15 protein-coding genes are annotated in these 15267 nt (G+C 42.7%); 11 read left to right on the plus strand and 4 right to left on the minus strand.

All coding sequences use genetic code 11. From position 1 onward, the window contains the following. Positions 1 to 26: 26 nt before the first annotated feature. From fabR to leuD, 5 genes are all read left to right on the plus strand, one after another. A complete protein-coding gene (fabR, locus tag SJY38_RS15660; RefSeq protein WP_248451793.1) occupies positions 27 to 647 on the plus strand; it encodes an HTH-type transcriptional repressor FabR in 621 nt (206 codons plus the stop codon). Positions 648 to 1052: 405 nt separating this feature from the next. After that, positions 1053 to 2606, plus strand: coding sequence for a 2-isopropylmalate synthase (gene leuA / locus SJY38_RS15665; RefSeq protein ID WP_004589389.1), 1554 nt, complete (start codon positions 1053 to 1055; stop codon positions 2604 to 2606). Then, positions 2603 to 3679 carry a 3-isopropylmalate dehydrogenase gene (leuB, locus tag SJY38_RS15670; protein ID WP_377110161.1) on the plus strand — a complete coding sequence of 359 codons (1077 nt, stop codon included), beginning with the start codon at positions 2603 to 2605 and terminating at the stop codon, positions 3677 to 3679. The genes leuA and leuB overlap by 4 nt, the downstream gene beginning before the upstream one ends. Before the next feature lie 54 nt (positions 3680 to 3733). Next, on the plus strand, positions 3734 to 5134 hold the full coding sequence (gene leuC / locus SJY38_RS15675) for a 3-isopropylmalate dehydratase large subunit (protein ID WP_126008556.1): 1401 nt from the start codon (positions 3734 to 3736) through the stop codon (positions 5132 to 5134). Then, positions 5134 to 5733, plus strand: a complete 600-nt coding sequence (leuD, locus tag SJY38_RS15680) for a 3-isopropylmalate dehydratase small subunit (RefSeq protein ID WP_004589386.1) — start codon at positions 5134 to 5136, stop codon at positions 5731 to 5733. Before leuC ends, leuD begins: the two co-directional genes overlap by 1 nt. 83 nt (positions 5734 to 5816) lie before the next feature. Here the strand turns inward: leuD and SJY38_RS15685 are convergent, their stop codons facing one another. Next, positions 5817 to 7328 carry a DUF3360 family protein gene (locus SJY38_RS15685; protein WP_377110162.1) on the minus strand — a complete coding sequence of 504 codons (1512 nt, stop codon included), beginning with the start codon at positions 7326 to 7328 and terminating at the stop codon, positions 5817 to 5819. A 377-nt stretch (positions 7329 to 7705) separates the two neighbouring features. Between SJY38_RS15685 and SJY38_RS15690 the strand changes: the two genes are divergently transcribed. Beyond that, positions 7706 to 8299: a hypothetical protein gene (locus SJY38_RS15690; RefSeq protein ID WP_029773333.1), complete on the plus strand. Its 594-nt coding sequence runs from the start codon at positions 7706 to 7708 to the stop codon at positions 8297 to 8299. A gap of 1 nt (position 8300) precedes the next feature. Here the strand turns inward: SJY38_RS15690 and SJY38_RS15695 are convergent, their stop codons facing one another. Further along, positions 8301 to 8675 carry a hypothetical protein gene (locus SJY38_RS15695; protein ID WP_004589382.1) on the minus strand — a complete coding sequence of 125 codons (375 nt, stop codon included), beginning with the start codon at positions 8673 to 8675 and terminating at the stop codon, positions 8301 to 8303. A 98-nt stretch (positions 8676 to 8773) separates the two neighbouring features. On the opposite strand from SJY38_RS15695, the gene SJY38_RS15700 reads away from it, so the two are divergent. Continuing rightward, positions 8774 to 9217 carry a TerB family tellurite resistance protein gene (locus SJY38_RS15700; RefSeq protein ID WP_024033928.1) on the plus strand — a complete coding sequence of 148 codons (444 nt, stop codon included), beginning with the start codon at positions 8774 to 8776 and terminating at the stop codon, positions 9215 to 9217. A 3-nt stretch (positions 9218 to 9220) separates the two neighbouring features. Here SJY38_RS15700 and SJY38_RS15705 read toward each other — a convergent pair whose 3' ends face one another. Then, positions 9221 to 9787: an NADPH-dependent FMN reductase gene (locus SJY38_RS15705; RefSeq protein ID WP_029773331.1), complete on the minus strand. Its 567-nt coding sequence runs from the start codon at positions 9785 to 9787 to the stop codon at positions 9221 to 9223. 117 nt (positions 9788 to 9904) lie between these two features. Here SJY38_RS15705 and SJY38_RS15710 point away from each other — a divergent pair, with 117 nt between their 5' ends. After that, the gene (locus tag SJY38_RS15710; protein ID WP_004589379.1) at positions 9905 to 10804 is read left to right on the plus strand and encodes a LysR family transcriptional regulator; all 900 of its coding nucleotides are present in this window, start codon (positions 9905 to 9907) and stop codon (positions 10802 to 10804) included. On the opposite strand, the gene norR is transcribed toward SJY38_RS15710, so the two are convergent. Next, positions 10797 to 12353, minus strand: a complete 1557-nt coding sequence (gene norR, locus SJY38_RS15715; protein ID WP_377110163.1) for a nitric oxide reductase transcriptional regulator NorR — start codon at positions 12351 to 12353, stop codon at positions 10797 to 10799. The genes SJY38_RS15710 and norR overlap by 8 nt on opposite strands. 160 nt (positions 12354 to 12513) lie before the next feature. Here norR and SJY38_RS15720 point away from each other — a divergent pair, with 160 nt between their 5' ends. The 3 genes from SJY38_RS15720 to hmpA are packed head-to-tail and all read left to right on the plus strand — an operon-like array spanning position 12514 to position 15226. Further along, positions 12514 to 12783: a hypothetical protein gene (locus SJY38_RS15720; RefSeq protein ID WP_054983355.1), complete on the plus strand. Its 270-nt coding sequence runs from the start codon at positions 12514 to 12516 to the stop codon at positions 12781 to 12783. Next, entirely contained in the window at positions 12783 to 14015 is a 1233-nt protein-coding gene (locus tag SJY38_RS15725; RefSeq protein WP_377110164.1) for an NnrS family protein, read from the plus strand. Before SJY38_RS15720 ends, SJY38_RS15725 begins: the two co-directional genes overlap by 1 nt. Before the next feature lie 20 nt (positions 14016 to 14035). After that, on the plus strand, positions 14036 to 15226 hold the full coding sequence (gene hmpA / locus SJY38_RS15730) for an NO-inducible flavohemoprotein (RefSeq protein ID WP_055255271.1): 1191 nt from the start codon (positions 14036 to 14038) through the stop codon (positions 15224 to 15226). Positions 15227 to 15267 lie beyond the last annotated feature (41 nt).

Raw genomic sequence — 15267 nt, forward strand, 5'->3', positions numbered from 1 at the left:
ATATAAAATTACTCAGGGAGCTGTGGATGTCGGGTGTTAGAGCACAACAGAAACAAAAAACACGACAAGCCTTAATTGAGGCGGCATTTAATCAGCTTAGTGCTGATCATAGTTTTTCTAATTTAAGCTTACGCGAAGTTGCCCGCGAAGCAGGTATTGCCCCCACCTCTTTTTATCGCCACTTTAAAGATATGAACGAGCTAGGTTTAACCATGGTAGACGAAGCAGGCTTAACCCTTCGCCAGCTTATGCGCCAAGCCCGCAGACGTATAGCCAGTGGCGGCAGCGTAATAAATACTTCGGTTGTTACCTTTATGGAGTTTATTGATAACTCAAGCAACCAATTTAGATTACTGCTGCGAGAACGTTCTGGCACCTCAAAAGCCTTTAGAGCCGCCGTAGCGCGTGAGGTAAAACACTTTATTTTAGAGCTTGCGCATTATTTAGAAAGCGAAACCAAGTGCGATTCAATCCATGCTTATATTCAGGCCGAAGCCATGGTAACACTGGTATTTAATGCCGGCGCTGAAGCACTTGATATAGAAGGTCAACAACGCGAAGAACTCATTGAGCGGGTTATTTGGCAGCTACGTTATATTACCCGCGGTGCAGGTAATTATATTCGTGAAACAAATAATCAGGTTTAGCTTAAAAAATTAGCAATAAGTTAATCTAAGCACGCAAGTTTACTCAACACATTAATTTAAGCTAAAAAGTGTAGCTGTGTGATTTATAAAACCTGAATATGCTATTTTAAGGTATATAAATTTCTTTAATGTGGGGTTTTTATTCCTTTGTTTGGAATATTTATGCTTGCACCAACTGCTTTGTAATGTTAAAAATAGGCCTCACTGAACACACACACAAGAAACAAGATGCAAAATATTCGTTTAATTACACTAAAACTTAACCTCTTACTGCTATGGTCAGTGAGCGGGGATTAGTGTGTTTGCATCGAGTTAAACACTAAAAACCCCGCAATTGCGGGGTTTTTTATTATCTCGCGGCTGGGATAAATTGAAATTTGGGTAACAGAGGAATGAGGGGCAGTTATGCAAGACAAAGATAAAGTATGGATTTTTGATACCACCTTACGTGATGGCGAGCAGGCACTTAAAGCAAGCCTTACAGAAGACGATAAAATTCAGCTAGCGCATACTATTAGCCGCTTGAACGTGGATGTGATGGAAGTGGGTTTTCCGGTTTCGAGCCCCGCTGATTTTCGCTCGGTGCAACGTATAGCAACCGAAGTTAAAGGCCCAATTATTTGTGGTTTAGCACGTTCAGTAGCAAAAGACATTGAAGCCTGTGGTGAGGCACTTCGCACAGCACAGCAAAGCCGTATTCATACTTTTATTGCCACAAGCCCTTTGCACCTTGAACACAAATTACGTATGAGCCTAGACGATGCAACGGCCATGGCGGTTAAATCAATTAAATTAGCGCGTAACTACACTGATGATGTTGAGTTTTCGTGTGAAGATGCCGGGCGTACGCCGCACTGGGATTTATGTAAAATTGTTGAGCAGGCAATTAACGCCGGTGCCTCTACTATTAATTTACCTGATACCGTTGGCTTTGTAACGCCAGACGAATACGCCGCAATGATCCGCCATTTAATGAATAACGTGCCGAATATAGATAAAGCGCGTTTAAGTGTACATTGTCATAACGATTTAGGTTTAGCTGTAGCTAACTCGGTAGCCGCGGTACAAGCAGGTGCTCGCCAAATTGAGTGTACAATAAATGGTATTGGTGAGCGTGCGGGTAACTGCTCGCTTGAAGAAGTGGCGATGATCATGAAAATGCGCAAAGACCACTTAAACGTACACACCGATATTAAAAGCGAAGAAATTTATCGCGCATCTCGCCAAGTGGCAAAAATATGCAATATGCCGGTACAACCAAATAAAGCCATTGTGGGCGAAAACGCCTTTGCACATAGCTCGGGCATTCACCAAGATGGCGTATTAAAAGCGCAAAATACTTATGAGATTATGTCGCCAGAAAGCGTCGGTGTGCCAAATAACCAATTAAATATGACCTCTCGTTCGGGTCGTCATGTTATTGAGCACCGCTTAGAAGAGTTAGGTTATCAAAAAGCTGACTACGATATGGACAGCTTATACGAAAGCTTTTTAGCGTTAGCTGATCAAAAAGGTACCGTATACGATTACGACCTTGAAGCCATGATTTACTTTAATCAAATTAACGACAAAGACGAAAAATACCAATTAGAGTTTGTAAACTCAGCGTCTAACTCACAGTCGGTAGCCAGCTCTACCATTGGGATGTTAATTGATGGCGAAGCAAAACAAGAAGCTGCTACAGGTAATGGCCCTGTTGAAGCCTCATTTGCGGCTATTGAGCGCTTAACTGGTATGAGCGTTGAAATGATTGAATACAATTTAGAAGCCACTGGCCAAGGCGCAAGCTCGCTTGGTCAAGTAAACATTATTGCTAAATACGATGGTCGCCCTTATCACGGTGCGGGTATTGCTGCGGATGTGGTAGAGGCGTCGGTACGCGCCATGATCCGTGTTTACAACTTAATTTATCGTGCACAAAAAGTGTCTGATTTAAAACAACAAAGGAAAGCAGGATGAGTAAAACAAACTACAGCGTTGCCGTATTAGCAGGCGACGGTATTGGCCCAGAAGTAATGGCAGCAGCAGAGCAAGTACTTGATGCTGTAAGCAATAAGTTTGGTTTTACCCTGAACCGTCGGCATCATGCTATTGGTGGCGCAGCCATTGACGAATTTGGTGAAGCATTACCACCAAAAACGCTAAGCGCATGTGAAAACGCCGATGCCATTTTATTTGGCTCAGTAGGTGGCCCTAAATGGGAAAACCTACCACCAAACGAGCAACCTGAGCGTGCATCGCTTTTACCGCTTCGTAAGCATTTTGGTTTGTTTTGTAACTTACGCCCAGCGCAACTTTTACCCGCACTTAGTGCAGCATCGCCATTACGTGCAGATATTAGCGAAAAAGGCTTTGATATTTTATGTGTACGCGAGCTTACAGGCGGCATTTACTTTGGTGAAAAAGGCCGAAGCGGCGAAGGCGCTGAAGAAGCTGCATTTGATACACAAACTTACTCGCGTAAAGAAATTGAACGCATTGCCCGCTTTGCCTTTGAGGCAGCAAAATTACGTAGTAACCATGTAACCTCGGTTGATAAAGCAAACGTGCTTGCATCAAGCGTATTATGGCGTGAAGTCGTTACCGAAGTAAGCAAAGACTACCCAGAAGTAAGCCTAGATTACATATACGTAGATAACGCAGCTATGCAATTAGTTAAACAGCCTAGCCAGTTTGACGTGCTACTTTGCGATAACTTATTTGGTGATATTTTGTCAGATGAGTGTGCAATGATCACAGGCTCAATGGGCTTATTACCATCGGCAAGCTTAAATCAATCGGGCTTTGGTTTGTACGAACCAGCCGGTGGGTCAGCGCCAGATATTGCTGGCAAAGGGGTTGCAAACCCGATTGCGCAAATTTTAAGTGCTGCACTTATGCTACGTTACTCATTAGGGCAAGACGAAGCTGCGCGCACCATTGAAAAAGCCGTAGCCGAAGCCGTAGAAGCAGGCGTTGGCACGCCAGATATCTACCCACAAGGTGGATACAGCACAAGCGATGTGGCAGCTGCCATCGTTTCACGTATTTAATATATAAATCGCAGCACCGTTATGCTGCGACTTAACAAAGTAGGGAATTAGCAAGTGGCCCAAACGTTATACGACAAAATTTGGCAAGCACATACCGTTGCCAGCATAAACGAGCAAACTGATTTACTTTATATTGACCGTCATTTAGTACACGAGGTGACATCACCGCAGGCTTTTGCAGGCCTACGTGAAAAAAACCGTACGGTACGTTGCCCAGAAAAAACCTTTGCAACAATGGATCATAACGTATCGACTAAAAGCCGATCACTTGATGCCGCAAGCGAAGTATCTAAAAACCAGTTAATGGCACTTGATGCTAACTGTAAAGAGTTTGGCATTGTACTTTACGATTTAAACTCAATTAACCAAGGCATAGTGCATGTAATGGGGCCTGAACAAGGTATTACCTTACCTGGCACTACCATTGTATGTGGTGATAGCCATACTTCTACGCATGGCGCGTTTGGCGCATTAGCGCACGGTATTGGTACTTCTGAGGTTGAGCATGTATTAGCAACGCAAACGCTACAGCAAAAAAAGGCAAAATCGTTAAAAATTCAAATTAACGGTGTGCTTCGCCCAACAGTAACCTCTAAAGATTTAATTATGGCGGTTATTGGTAAGTTAGGTACAGCTGGCGGTACAGGTTATGTTGCTGAATTTTGTGGTGAAGGCATTGAAGCACTTTCAATGGAAGCCCGTATGACGCTATGTAACATGAGTATTGAAATGGGTGCAAAAGCAGGTTTAATAGCACCAGATCAAATTACGTATGATTACTTAAAAGGTCGCCCATTTGCACCTAAAGGCGCTGACTTTGACGCCGCAGTTGAATACTGGGAAACCTTAAAATCAGATGAAGGCGCAGAGTTTGACTTGATTGTTGAGCTTGAAGCTGACGACATTCAGCCGCAAATTACGTGGGGCACAAGCCCAGAGCAAGTAATTGGCGTTGATGAATGCATACCAGATCCTGACCAAGAACCAGATTTAATTAAAGCTGATGCTATACGCAGCGCACTTAGATACATGGACTTAAAAGCCGGCGATAAATTATCAAGCGCGAAAGTAGATACAGTCTTTATTGGATCATGTACAAATAGTCGTATCGAAGATTTACGTGCCGCGGCAAAAATTGTTGAAGGCAAGCAAGTAGTCGCAGGCATTGAAGCACTTATTGTACCGGGCTCTGGCCTTGTTAAAAAGCAAGCCGAAGACGAAGGCTTAGCCGATATTTTTAAAGCGGCAGGTTTTGAGTGGCGCGAGCCGGGCTGTTCAATGTGTTTAGCAATGAACGACGACCGCTTAGAAGCGGGCAAACGCTGTGCATCTACGTCTAACCGTAACTTTGAAGGCCGCCAAGGCCGTGGCGGGCGTACGCACTTAGTGAGCCCTGCAATGGCAGCGGCTGCTGCAATACATGGTCACTTTGTTGATATAAGAGGAGAAGCCTAATGAGCGTATTTTTTAGTGGCTTAATGGCCCCACTTGATAAAAACAATGTAGATACAGACCAAATTATTCCAAAGCAGTTTTTAACATCAACCAGCCGTGATGGTTTTGATGCAGCACTGTTTTACGATTGGCGTTACCTCGAAAACGGCGAACCAAATCCTGATTTTATTTTAAATCGCCCATGCTACCAAGGCGCGCAAATATTATTAACCCGCGACAACTTTGGTTGTGGCTCATCACGCGAGCATGCACCGTGGGCACTTAAGCAATATGGTTTTGAAGTAATTTTAGCGGAAAGCTTTGCTGATATTTTCTTTAATAACTGTGGCAACAACCAAATGCTAGCCATTGCGCTACCGGCTGATACGCTTGAGCAATTGTTTGTACTTAGTGAGCAACACGACGATATAAACATTCAAATCGATCTTGAAAACCAAACACTAACAAGCGATAAGTTTGCGCCAATTAGTTTTGATATTCGTAAAGACGTAAAAGAGCGTTTATTAAGTGGCTTAGATTTTATTGGTGTGACCGAAACGCTAAATCCACAAATTGATGCGTTTGAAAAACAACTTGCTGCTGAGCGCCCTTGGCAGTAACGAAAAGCAATTAATTACATATGAAAACAAAGCGCGGCTGAGTATATAAGCCGCGCTTTTTTTATGTTTAACTCTTCTAATTATTAATGTCTAAAATCTGCCATTAGCGCAGGTATGCCTGGCAGCATACCAACAATAGCCATAACGGTAGTTAAAATAACAAACATAATTAGCGGAATAACCCAGCGGCTCATTTTAGTTAAATTAGCACTGCGCTCTTTACAGCCAATTAAGCCTAAGTTATCAAGCAGCATAGTCAGTGACCAACCAAAAGCAGGGTTAACCAAGCTTGACGCAAATACTACAATAGCGGCCGATTGCGTTGTTTTACCTTCGCGTGTCATTTCCATACCTGCTTCAAGCAGCGGAATAAACACACCTACAATAAGCGCAACACACAGCACAGGTTGCCAAATGGCTAAATCCATTGGGTAGCCCCATAAACCCGCAATAATACAAAATACGGCTGTTAAAATGGCGCCCGCCGGGATAGGGCGTTTAGCAATAGCGGCAGGGACAATGTAAGTCCCCCAGGATGAGGTAAAGTTAGCACCACCGGCCAGCGAGCCAAAGGTTTGCCTAACCGATGCGCTTAGCATGGTGTCGTCTATGTTCATTTGAACTTTTTCAGTGCGTTGCGGGTAACTAATTTTTTGAAATACTTGATGCCCTAAAAAATCCGGTGACCACATAGCCACAGCCAATACCGCAAACGGCAGCACAACCACAAAGCTTTCAAGCGTAGGTAAGCCAAGCATCCAGCCTGTGTTCTCGCCCCACCAATAAGCTGGGTTCATATTTGGTAAGCCCGGCGCGGTATTAAATTCAAACGGCGCACCTAGTGCAAATGCAACCACACCGCCAATAAGGCAGCTAAGCGGCACAGCTAACCAGCGCTTTTTAAAGTGCTCAAGTAACGCATACAATAAAATGGTCGCCAAAATAACAATAAATGCAATGTGCGCCATATCTATGGCCTCAGCCCATGCAAACAGCTTTTTAACCTGCGAAATTGTGCCAATAAAGCCTAAATATATAAGTAAGCCCCCGCACACGCCTTTACTGGTTAAGCGTGCCAGCAAGCTCCCTCCTTTGGTTATGGCTAAAATAAAGCCAAAGGCACCAATCAGTAAGCCAAATGCCATAGGATGGCCGCCAGCGGCAACCACAATAGGAATAAGAGGAATAAGTGGCCCATGAGTACCTGCTAAGTTAGCGGTGGGTAAAATAAAGCCCGAAAACAAAATAATAAAAATAGAAACAATCAGTAATTCATAGCGTACGTTTTCTAACACAAACGCATCGCTTAAACCTAGTGGCGCTGCAAAAGTAGCGGCAATAGCACCCACCATAACGACTTTACCAATGGTGCCCGCCATGGCAGGAATCGTGTCTTCAAATTCAAAGCGGTAGTCTCTAAATGGTAAATTAGGCCGCCAGCGCTTAGGCTGCATAATTTGCAGCTCGTGCTCTAGGTATTCGTCGCGGGTATTAAACTCTGAACTAGCTTTATGCTTATTTTGATAGCTGTTGGCATCATCTACGTGGGATGCGCATGTTTTTTCTGGCTCGTTACCCTTTGGGGTTACTGACATAGTCCCTCCTGTTACTCGTTGCTTATTTATTAATACGGCTTTTGTTAAAGCAAATGAATAGTGAAGGAGCAGAGTAGATCAGCTTTTACTCAGGAATGTATAGGCAAAAGGTCGTGTATGGCGAAAAAGGTAGCCAATATACCAACAAGCATTTATGTGTAGTTAAAAATAATCAATAAAACTCATTATTAATCAAGGCATTATGTTCTTTCTGTGCAAGATAAAAGTGAATTTATTGCAGCTTTTTACACTATAAGTCATTAGTCTAATAACAAAGAAATTACTTATATTCAGCTGTTTTTAGCCACTTGTCGCAGCTATTTCCCATTATTAACTTAAACCGCTATGGTATTAAAAAACTATTATAAGAGTACTTTATGAAATTATTAACGGCAGCAACGTTATTACTTGCCTCATCAGCGGCTATCGCGCGTCCTGCGCCTTTGGTATCTATACCAACACACGATGCGTTTTTTAATAATATAGCTGCGCATTGTGGTAAAGCGTTTGAGGGCAAAGTAAGCGTAGATAACGCAAAAGGCCCAAGCTCATTTGAGAATAAAAAACTAATTATGCATGTTCGTAAATGCACAGATAGCGAGCTACAAGTCCCATTTCATGTGGGAGATGATGCATCGCGTACATGGATCATTACTAAAACGGGCAGTGGTTTGAGCTTAAAGCACGATCATCGCCATGAAGATGGCAGCGACGATGCCTCAACTATGTATGGCGGTCATACTCTTGATGCGGGTTTTGCACAAATGCAGTCTTTCCCGGCCGATCAATACTCTAAAGAGTTATTTGTAGCACAAGGGATAGCACAGTCGGCAGGTAATACATGGCAAATGTATATTTATCCTGAGGTATTTACGTATCGGTTAATTCGCCAAGGGCGCGAGTTTAAGGTGGACTTTGATTTAACTAAACCAATTACTCCACCAGCAGCGCCGTGGGGCTACGAAAAATAAACTATTTTTCTTTTTTCTCGGGTGCGTCACATTGTAGTAAAACGTTTAATGGTGGTTGATAAGCGCGTGGTTTAGTAGGAAAACGTTCGTACTCTTGCACGCCTTCAAGCACTTTTAACATAAAGGTTCTGCCGCGGCATAATCTGTCTGCGTGGCGCAGTAAAAACATACTTTGATTAGCAAAGTGTTTGTAGTCGTCTGATTGTATTTCTATTTTATAGTTGTCTTCACCAATTTTGGTTTGGTAGTAATGTACTTTGTTATCAAAGTCGTATGACTTTTCTTTTTCGCCCACTTCTGCAAAGGCGCTCCCTATACCAGAAAAGGCTAGCAATGCAGCGCCAACAACTAAATGCGGTGTGTATAAGCCTTTCATAAAAATGTATCCTTTAATTTGCGAACTTAATACCCATTAATAAAGCATTAAGTGCGATGTATTTAAGTTAAGTCTAACACCCAAAAAGAGAATATGTGATGTTCAAACAAATAAAACAACTGTTTGCCGCTTTTGACGAGCAACAGCCAAGTATAGAGCAGCATGATCTAAAAACAGCGGTTGCTGCGCTGCTTATTGAAGTAATGCGTGCTGATTCTAAGCTCGACCATAATGAACAACACACCCTGACTGTAACCTTAAAAAAATACTTTAATTTAACAGAATCGGAAGTTGATGAGCTCACCAACAATGCCGCTGGTAGCTTAGATGGGGCTATTGATTACTTTCAATTTTCTAAGCAGATTAACGATCACTGCAGTGCGGCGCAGCGTATTGAAATAATTGAGCTATTATGGCGATTGGCGTATGCCGATGGAGAGATAGATCCTCAAGAAGAGTATGTAATACGCAAAGTGGCTGGGCTTTTATATGTAGCGCACACCGATTTTATCGCTGCTAAATTAGCAGCGACACAATCGTAAAAATTAGCTTAATTTACTAGCAACAGAAACGAGCTGCTGCGTTAATACGCTAACTTTTTCTGCTGTGGTAGGGTCGCTAATTTTTCCATCTTCGTCAAATACAGTAAATGCAGATGGGATAGCGAGCTGATCGGCAAGTACTAACGAGCCAATCCCACTTAAAATATCGCGTACATGGTTTAAGCCGCGCAAACCACCCAAACCACCCGGTGATGTAGCAAATAACGCCACTACTTTGTTGCGAAATGCGGGTACTGCGCCTTGCTCAGTTCGCGATGCCCAATCAATTGCATTTTTAAGTGCAGCAGTAATTGAGCCGTTGTACTCTGGGCTTGCTAGTAAAATACCATCAGCATTACGCAGTTTATCTTTTAATAGTTGTGCATCGGTGGGTGTGCCTTGCGCTTCAATGTCTTCGCTAAATAATGGCAAATTTAACTCGGCGAGTGTAATTACTTCCACTTCAGCACCGGTTTGCAGAGCAAAACGAGCTGCTTCGTTAATAAGTTTTTGGTTAAAGCTATCTTTACGCAGGCTACCCGCGAGCGCGATAATTTTTGGTGCTGACATAATTTAGACCTTTTATTGGTTGGGTATGACACTAATGTAGCAAATTTTTGCTTGTAGAAAACCCGAATAAACGCAACACTTATGTGCGTATATGCACATAAGTAGAAGGCGGGTAGCGTGGCAATAAAATTTGACGACTGGCAAGACGTAAAAGTTGCCTTTGAAGTGGCAAGACTAGGTACTTTGACCGCCGCAGCAGAGGCATTAAGTGTGCACCATAGCACAGTATTGAGACGCATAAATAACTTAGAGAAAAACTTAAATGTACGGTTATTTCATCGCCATGCGCGCGGATATAAAGTAACCGAAAGCGGGGCAAAATTATTTGAAACCGCTCAAGCAATAGATAACTCACTTGAAGGTTTACATAACGCCATTGCCGCAGCCGATAGTGAGCTCAGAGGGAGCTTGTTACTGACTACCGTGAGTGGTTTTATGGATATGCTAAGCAACGTGTGTGAGCAGTTTCAAACATTGCATCCGCAAGTGCAGCTAGAAGTGATTTTAGAGCAAAAGCGCCTAAGGCTTGACCACGGACAAGCTCATATAGCAATACGAGTAGGCCCCAAACCTGATGAAGGCGACTATATAGCGCAGCACTTAGCTAAGCTATCAGCCGGCCTATATGCCCACAAACGTTATATTGCTAAACACGGCATGCCAAAAACCTTAGATGACTTAAAGCAGCATAATTTTATATCGGGTATTGCGGGATTTAATGCGCGTGTACCTTACTTTAGCTGGGTTGATGAGTTTATTCCTCAGTCGCAAATTAAATTAAGAGTATCAGAAACCTCAGAAGCGGCGCGCGCGGTTATTAAAGGCTTAGGCATAGGGGGGTTGCATCAAAGCGCGATAGAAAATAACCCCGACGTAGTGCCTATATTGCACGACAAATTACATTGGGAGTTTGACTCTTGGTTGGTTACTCACCATTTAGTACACCGCACGGCCAAAGTGCAAGCCTTTGCTGCGTTATTAAAAACCTACTTTAGTAACATGCCACACGTTAAATAGTTTTTTTAACTTTAATGCCTAAGCGTTTGGCAAGCCTAACTAGGTTGGCTCTGTCGAGTTCAAGGGTTCGTGCAGTAGCTGCCCAATTATAATTATGCTGTTTTAATTGCTCGGTAATAACCGTAAATTGCAAAGATTCAACGGCCTGTTTTAAAGGCTGATGATGGGCAGTGTGGGCGGTAATTGGCGTGCTAACGTGCGCGTTGTTGTTTGGTTGTTGGGCTAAATCGCAGTGCTCGCTTGTAATTGTTATTATTGGGTTTTGCCACTGGCTTTGCTTAGCCTTTAATGCGCTGCGGCTAATAACATGTTCAAGCTCGCGTACATTACCAGGCCAACTGTATTGGTTGAGCAATACTTGCGCTTCAGTGCTTAGCTTTAATTGTTTAATACCTAATTTACGGGCAGTTTGTTCAATAAAATAACCAGCCAATAAAGTTATGTCGTGCTCGCGTTTATTAAGTGGCGGCACGGTAATAGGGTAAACACTTAGCCGGTGATATAAATCGGCTCTAAAGCGGCCTTGCGCTACCTCATGTTTTAAATCACGATTAGTGGCTGCTATTACCCTTACATCCACATATTTTGGTGTGTCTTCACCAACGGTTTGAATTTCACCACTTTGTAACACACGTAATAATTTACTTTGCATAGCCAATGGTAGCTCGCCAATTTCGTCTAAAAATAACGTGCCGCCATCAGCTAGCTGAAACTTACCTTGGCGGGCATTTTGTGCGCCAGTAAATGAGCCTTTGGCGTGGCCAAAAAACTCACTCTCTGCAAGGTTTTCGGGGAGTGAAGCACAATTTAAGTGAATCAGCGGTTGATCTTTTCGGACAGAATTTAAGTGAATATTACGCGCTACTAGCTCTTTTCCTACGCCCGTTTCTCCTAACACCAATACACTAAAATTAGAGGCCGCTACGAGTTTTATTTCATTTTTAAGCGTTTGCATTACAGGGCTTTGGCCAATAATTTCGCCGCCATCGCGAGTAAGCGCATCACGCGTTAACTCTTGCACAAGGGCGTTTGAATGCTGTGCATGGTGTTTGTAGTGGGCAAGCTCCAGAGCCGTTTTAAAATGTGCACTACACAGCGTTTGTAATGTGCTGAGCGTATCTGCGCTAATACTGCAAAAGGCATTTGCGTTTAAGCTATCGAATGTAAGCACGCCTAGCAAAGTGCTTTTATCGTAAAGGGGTAAACCTAAGCAGGCATGCACAGGAATATCGCCCGTTTTGGCCAGCAGCAGGCCGTCGTATGGGTCGGGCAGGGGGCAGTCGTGTGCAAACTGTAATGCGTGGTTTGCACTACAAATGGCCGCTAATCGAGGGTGCTCTGCTATTTTAAAGCGCCTGCCAAGGCTGTCGGGCATCAGACCTTTGATGGCTAAGGGCTTAAGTCGCTCGCCCTGCACAACAAGTAATGCACTGGCATCGCTAGGTATTACACGTTCAACCGTTGCCAATAATTGATCAAAGCTGTGCTCGTGCAGAGTGCTCTGGGCAAGCTCTAAAGCCACTTGGGTAAGGTTGAATTGTGGGTTCATGTCAAAATGACCTATTTGTGTTTTTATGATTTAAATTAGAGTGTGTCATAAAGACTCAATTTGTAAAGTGTTTATATTTAACTTACTGAATATTAGTGTTTTATTTTATTGGCACACTATGTGTAATAGCTAAGTAACGTTAATGGTTGCTGAGGTAGTTATGAACACACTTACACTAAATAATGTAAACAACCAGGTTGAGTTAGGCGCATTTTTTAAATCGCTATTATTTACTGCTAATGCAGTATTAGGGCTTAGCGCTATTTGTATGGTTGTGAGCATTTTAATTAGTTACCCGTACGCAGAGCACTTTTCGATGCAGGTACAAATATCAGCGCATATTAGTACGATTGTAGTGGCAGCTATTTTAAAAGTTAGTTATGTGCTGCGTTGTGTTGCGCAACATGGTTTAGGGCAGGAAGTACGCTAATGCGCCCACTAAATTTAACAGAGCCAATGCCAGCGCACATAGCTATTCATCACGTAACACAATGGCCGTTATGGATGCTTGCATTTAGACCCTACTTTTTAGCAGGCGGTTTGCTGGCATTTTTATCGATAGGGTATTGGTTACTTATTTTAACGGGCTATGCTAGTTGGCACTTAACCATGCCAGCCACACTTTGGCACGCGCACGAAATGCTATTTGGCTTTGCAGGAGTGGTAGCAGTCGGTTTTTTACTTACGGCGGCACAAAATTGGACGGGCGTTGAAAGTATAAGTGGCAAAGCACTTATGCTACTTACTTTTGTATGGATAAGTGCTCGTTTAGCATTTTTTATAAAGCTGCCTGATTTTGCTAATGCTAATTTATGGCTTGTTACTTTGCTACAGCTAGCATGGTGGCTTGGGGCAATTACGGCACTGGCTAATATGCTATTAACAGCACGCAGTAAAAATAATTACCCGTTTTTAGTTATTTTAAGCGTGTTGTGCGCCCTTAATACTCTTTATTTACTCCTTGTTTTAAATAACAACATGCAGCTTGCATTAGCTGTGGTTGACACTGCGGTACTGGTTGTCAGTTTACTGGTCGGCATTGTAGCAGGGCGGGTTATTCCTTTTTTTACTGCTAAAGGCTTAGCGCTTAGCGAGCAAGTACGCACTCCTAAAATTGATAAAGCACTGCTGTATTTATCAATATTGGCAATTACTTTATTTTTTATTAGTAAATTATTTTTAAGCTCAATTAGCCCTGCATTCATTGTTGCAATAGTGGCTGTGCTTCACTTAATTCGCGCAAAACTTTGGTGGCATACAAACGTGCTAAAAGTGCCTTTATTATGGTCTTTGCATTTTTCTTATTTTGCTTTAGGTGTTGGCTTAATGATGATTGCACTGAGCTTTTACACAAGCGTAATACCCTTCAAAGATGCGCTCCACCTTATCACTATTGGCACAATAGGGATGATGATTTTAGCCATGATGACCCGTGTATCGCTAGGCCATACAGGGCGTACGCTTAATACACCTAAATATATATCTGTTGCTTTTGCGCTTGTGCTGGTGGCAGCTATTACTCGCTCCATACTCCCCTTAATTATTGGGCCACACTTTGCTTGGCAGATCAGTGCTTTGCTGTGGTTAGTGGCTTTTTTGTTATTTTTAATTTACTGCACACCTATATTAACGCGCCGTCGTGTTGATGGGCGCCGTGGTTAGTTTACCTACAGGACTACATTATGTTATCTGATAAAACCATTGAGATTGTTAAAAGCACTGTTCCGTTATTAGCACAGGCCGGCACGGTTGTGACCGCTCATTTTTATAAGCGACTATTTAGCCATAACCCAGAGCTTAAAAATATTTTTAATATGAGCAACCAAAACACCGGGCGTCAGCAATTTGCTTTGTTTAACGCCTTAGCGGCATACGCCCAAAATATTGATAACTTAGCGGTGTTAAAAGAGGCATTAGCGCGCATTAACCATAAGCACACCAGTTTAAATATTTTACCAGAGCACTACCCCATTGTTGGTGCTCACTTAATTGGCACCTTAAAAGAGCTAATACCAGAGCAGTTTACACCAGATGTAGAATACGCTTGGCGTGAAGCTTACGCACTGCTTGCTGATATTTGTATTACCGAAGAAGCGGCTTTATATGAGCACAGTAAAAATAAACACGGTGGTTGGGCGGGCACGCGCCAATTTGAAATAACCAACAAACAGGTTGAATCAGCACTCGTAACAAGCTTTACACTTACGCCTATAGATGGCAAAGCGGTGATTACCCATAAACCTGGCCAGTATTTAGGGATTAAAGTTAAACCAGCGGGCGCTGAATATGAAGAAATTCGCCAGTATTCTATTTCACAAAAAGCCAATGGTAAAAACTACCGTATTAGCGTTAAAAAAGAGCTACAGCCAAAGCCTGGCATGGTGTCTAATTATTTACACTCACTAGCTCAAGGTGACATAGTTGAACTATACCCGCCTGCAGGTGATTTCTTTTTACGAAATAGTAAAAACCCAGCGGTACTTATTTCAGCAGGTGTAGGGCAAACCCCAATGCTTGCGATGCTCGAAACGCTATTAAGCGATAACCCTAAGCAAAATATTATGTATTTACATGCGTGCGAAAATGCGCAGCAGCACTCGTTTGCACACTATTTAAATGAATTAAGTACGGCTTATAACAGCTTGCAAACTATTACGTGGTTTAATCAAAGTAGTGAAGGGGCTGATTTTACAGGGTTAATGGACTTAACTGCCATAAAAACACAGTTACCTCTTAAAAATGGCGATTTTTACTTATGTGGCCCCGCTGGGTTTATGGCGTTTGTGAAAAGCCAGTTACTGGCACTAGGTGTTAAAAACGAGCATATTCATTACGAAGTGTTTGGTCCGCATCAAGACTTATACACCAAGTGAAAAATGATAAAGGCACACAGCATAAATGCTGTGTGCCTTTT

The organism is Pseudoalteromonas sp. R86517 (assembly GCF_042466295.1).
In the GTDB taxonomy this organism is placed as follows: domain Bacteria; phylum Pseudomonadota; class Gammaproteobacteria; order Enterobacterales; family Alteromonadaceae; genus Pseudoalteromonas; species Pseudoalteromonas atlantica.

Bases quoted from the DNA above. Each gene is read 5' to 3' on its own strand.
- fabR (WP_248451793.1), top strand. From the start codon at position 27: ATGTCGGGTGTTAGAGCACAACAGAAACAAAAAACACGACAAGCCTTA.
- leuA (WP_004589389.1), top strand. From the start codon at position 1,053: ATGCAAGACAAAGATAAAGTATGGATTTTTGATACCACCTTACGTGAT.
- leuB (WP_377110161.1), top strand. From the start codon at position 2,603: ATGAGTAAAACAAACTACAGCGTTGCCGTATTAGCAGGCGACGGTATT.
- leuD (WP_004589386.1), top strand. From the start codon at position 5,134: ATGAGCGTATTTTTTAGTGGCTTAATGGCCCCACTTGATAAAAACAAT.
- SJY38_RS15685 (WP_377110162.1), bottom strand. From the start codon at position 7,328: ATGTCAGTAACCCCAAAGGGTAACGAGCCAGAAAAAACATGCGCATCC.
- SJY38_RS15690 (WP_029773333.1), top strand. From the start codon at position 7,706: ATGAAATTATTAACGGCAGCAACGTTATTACTTGCCTCATCAGCGGCT.
- SJY38_RS15695 (WP_004589382.1), bottom strand. From the start codon at position 8,675: ATGAAAGGCTTATACACACCGCATTTAGTTGTTGGCGCTGCATTGCTA.
- SJY38_RS15700 (WP_024033928.1), top strand. From the start codon at position 8,774: ATGTTCAAACAAATAAAACAACTGTTTGCCGCTTTTGACGAGCAACAG.
- SJY38_RS15705 (WP_029773331.1), bottom strand. From the start codon at position 9,787: ATGTCAGCACCAAAAATTATCGCGCTCGCGGGTAGCCTGCGTAAAGAT.
- norR (WP_377110163.1), bottom strand. From the start codon at position 12,353: ATGAACCCACAATTCAACCTTACCCAAGTGGCTTTAGAGCTTGCCCAG.
- SJY38_RS15720 (WP_054983355.1), top strand. From the start codon at position 12,514: ATGAACACACTTACACTAAATAATGTAAACAACCAGGTTGAGTTAGGC.
- SJY38_RS15725 (WP_377110164.1), top strand. From the start codon at position 12,783: ATGCGCCCACTAAATTTAACAGAGCCAATGCCAGCGCACATAGCTATT.
- hmpA (WP_055255271.1), top strand. From the start codon at position 14,036: ATGTTATCTGATAAAACCATTGAGATTGTTAAAAGCACTGTTCCGTTA.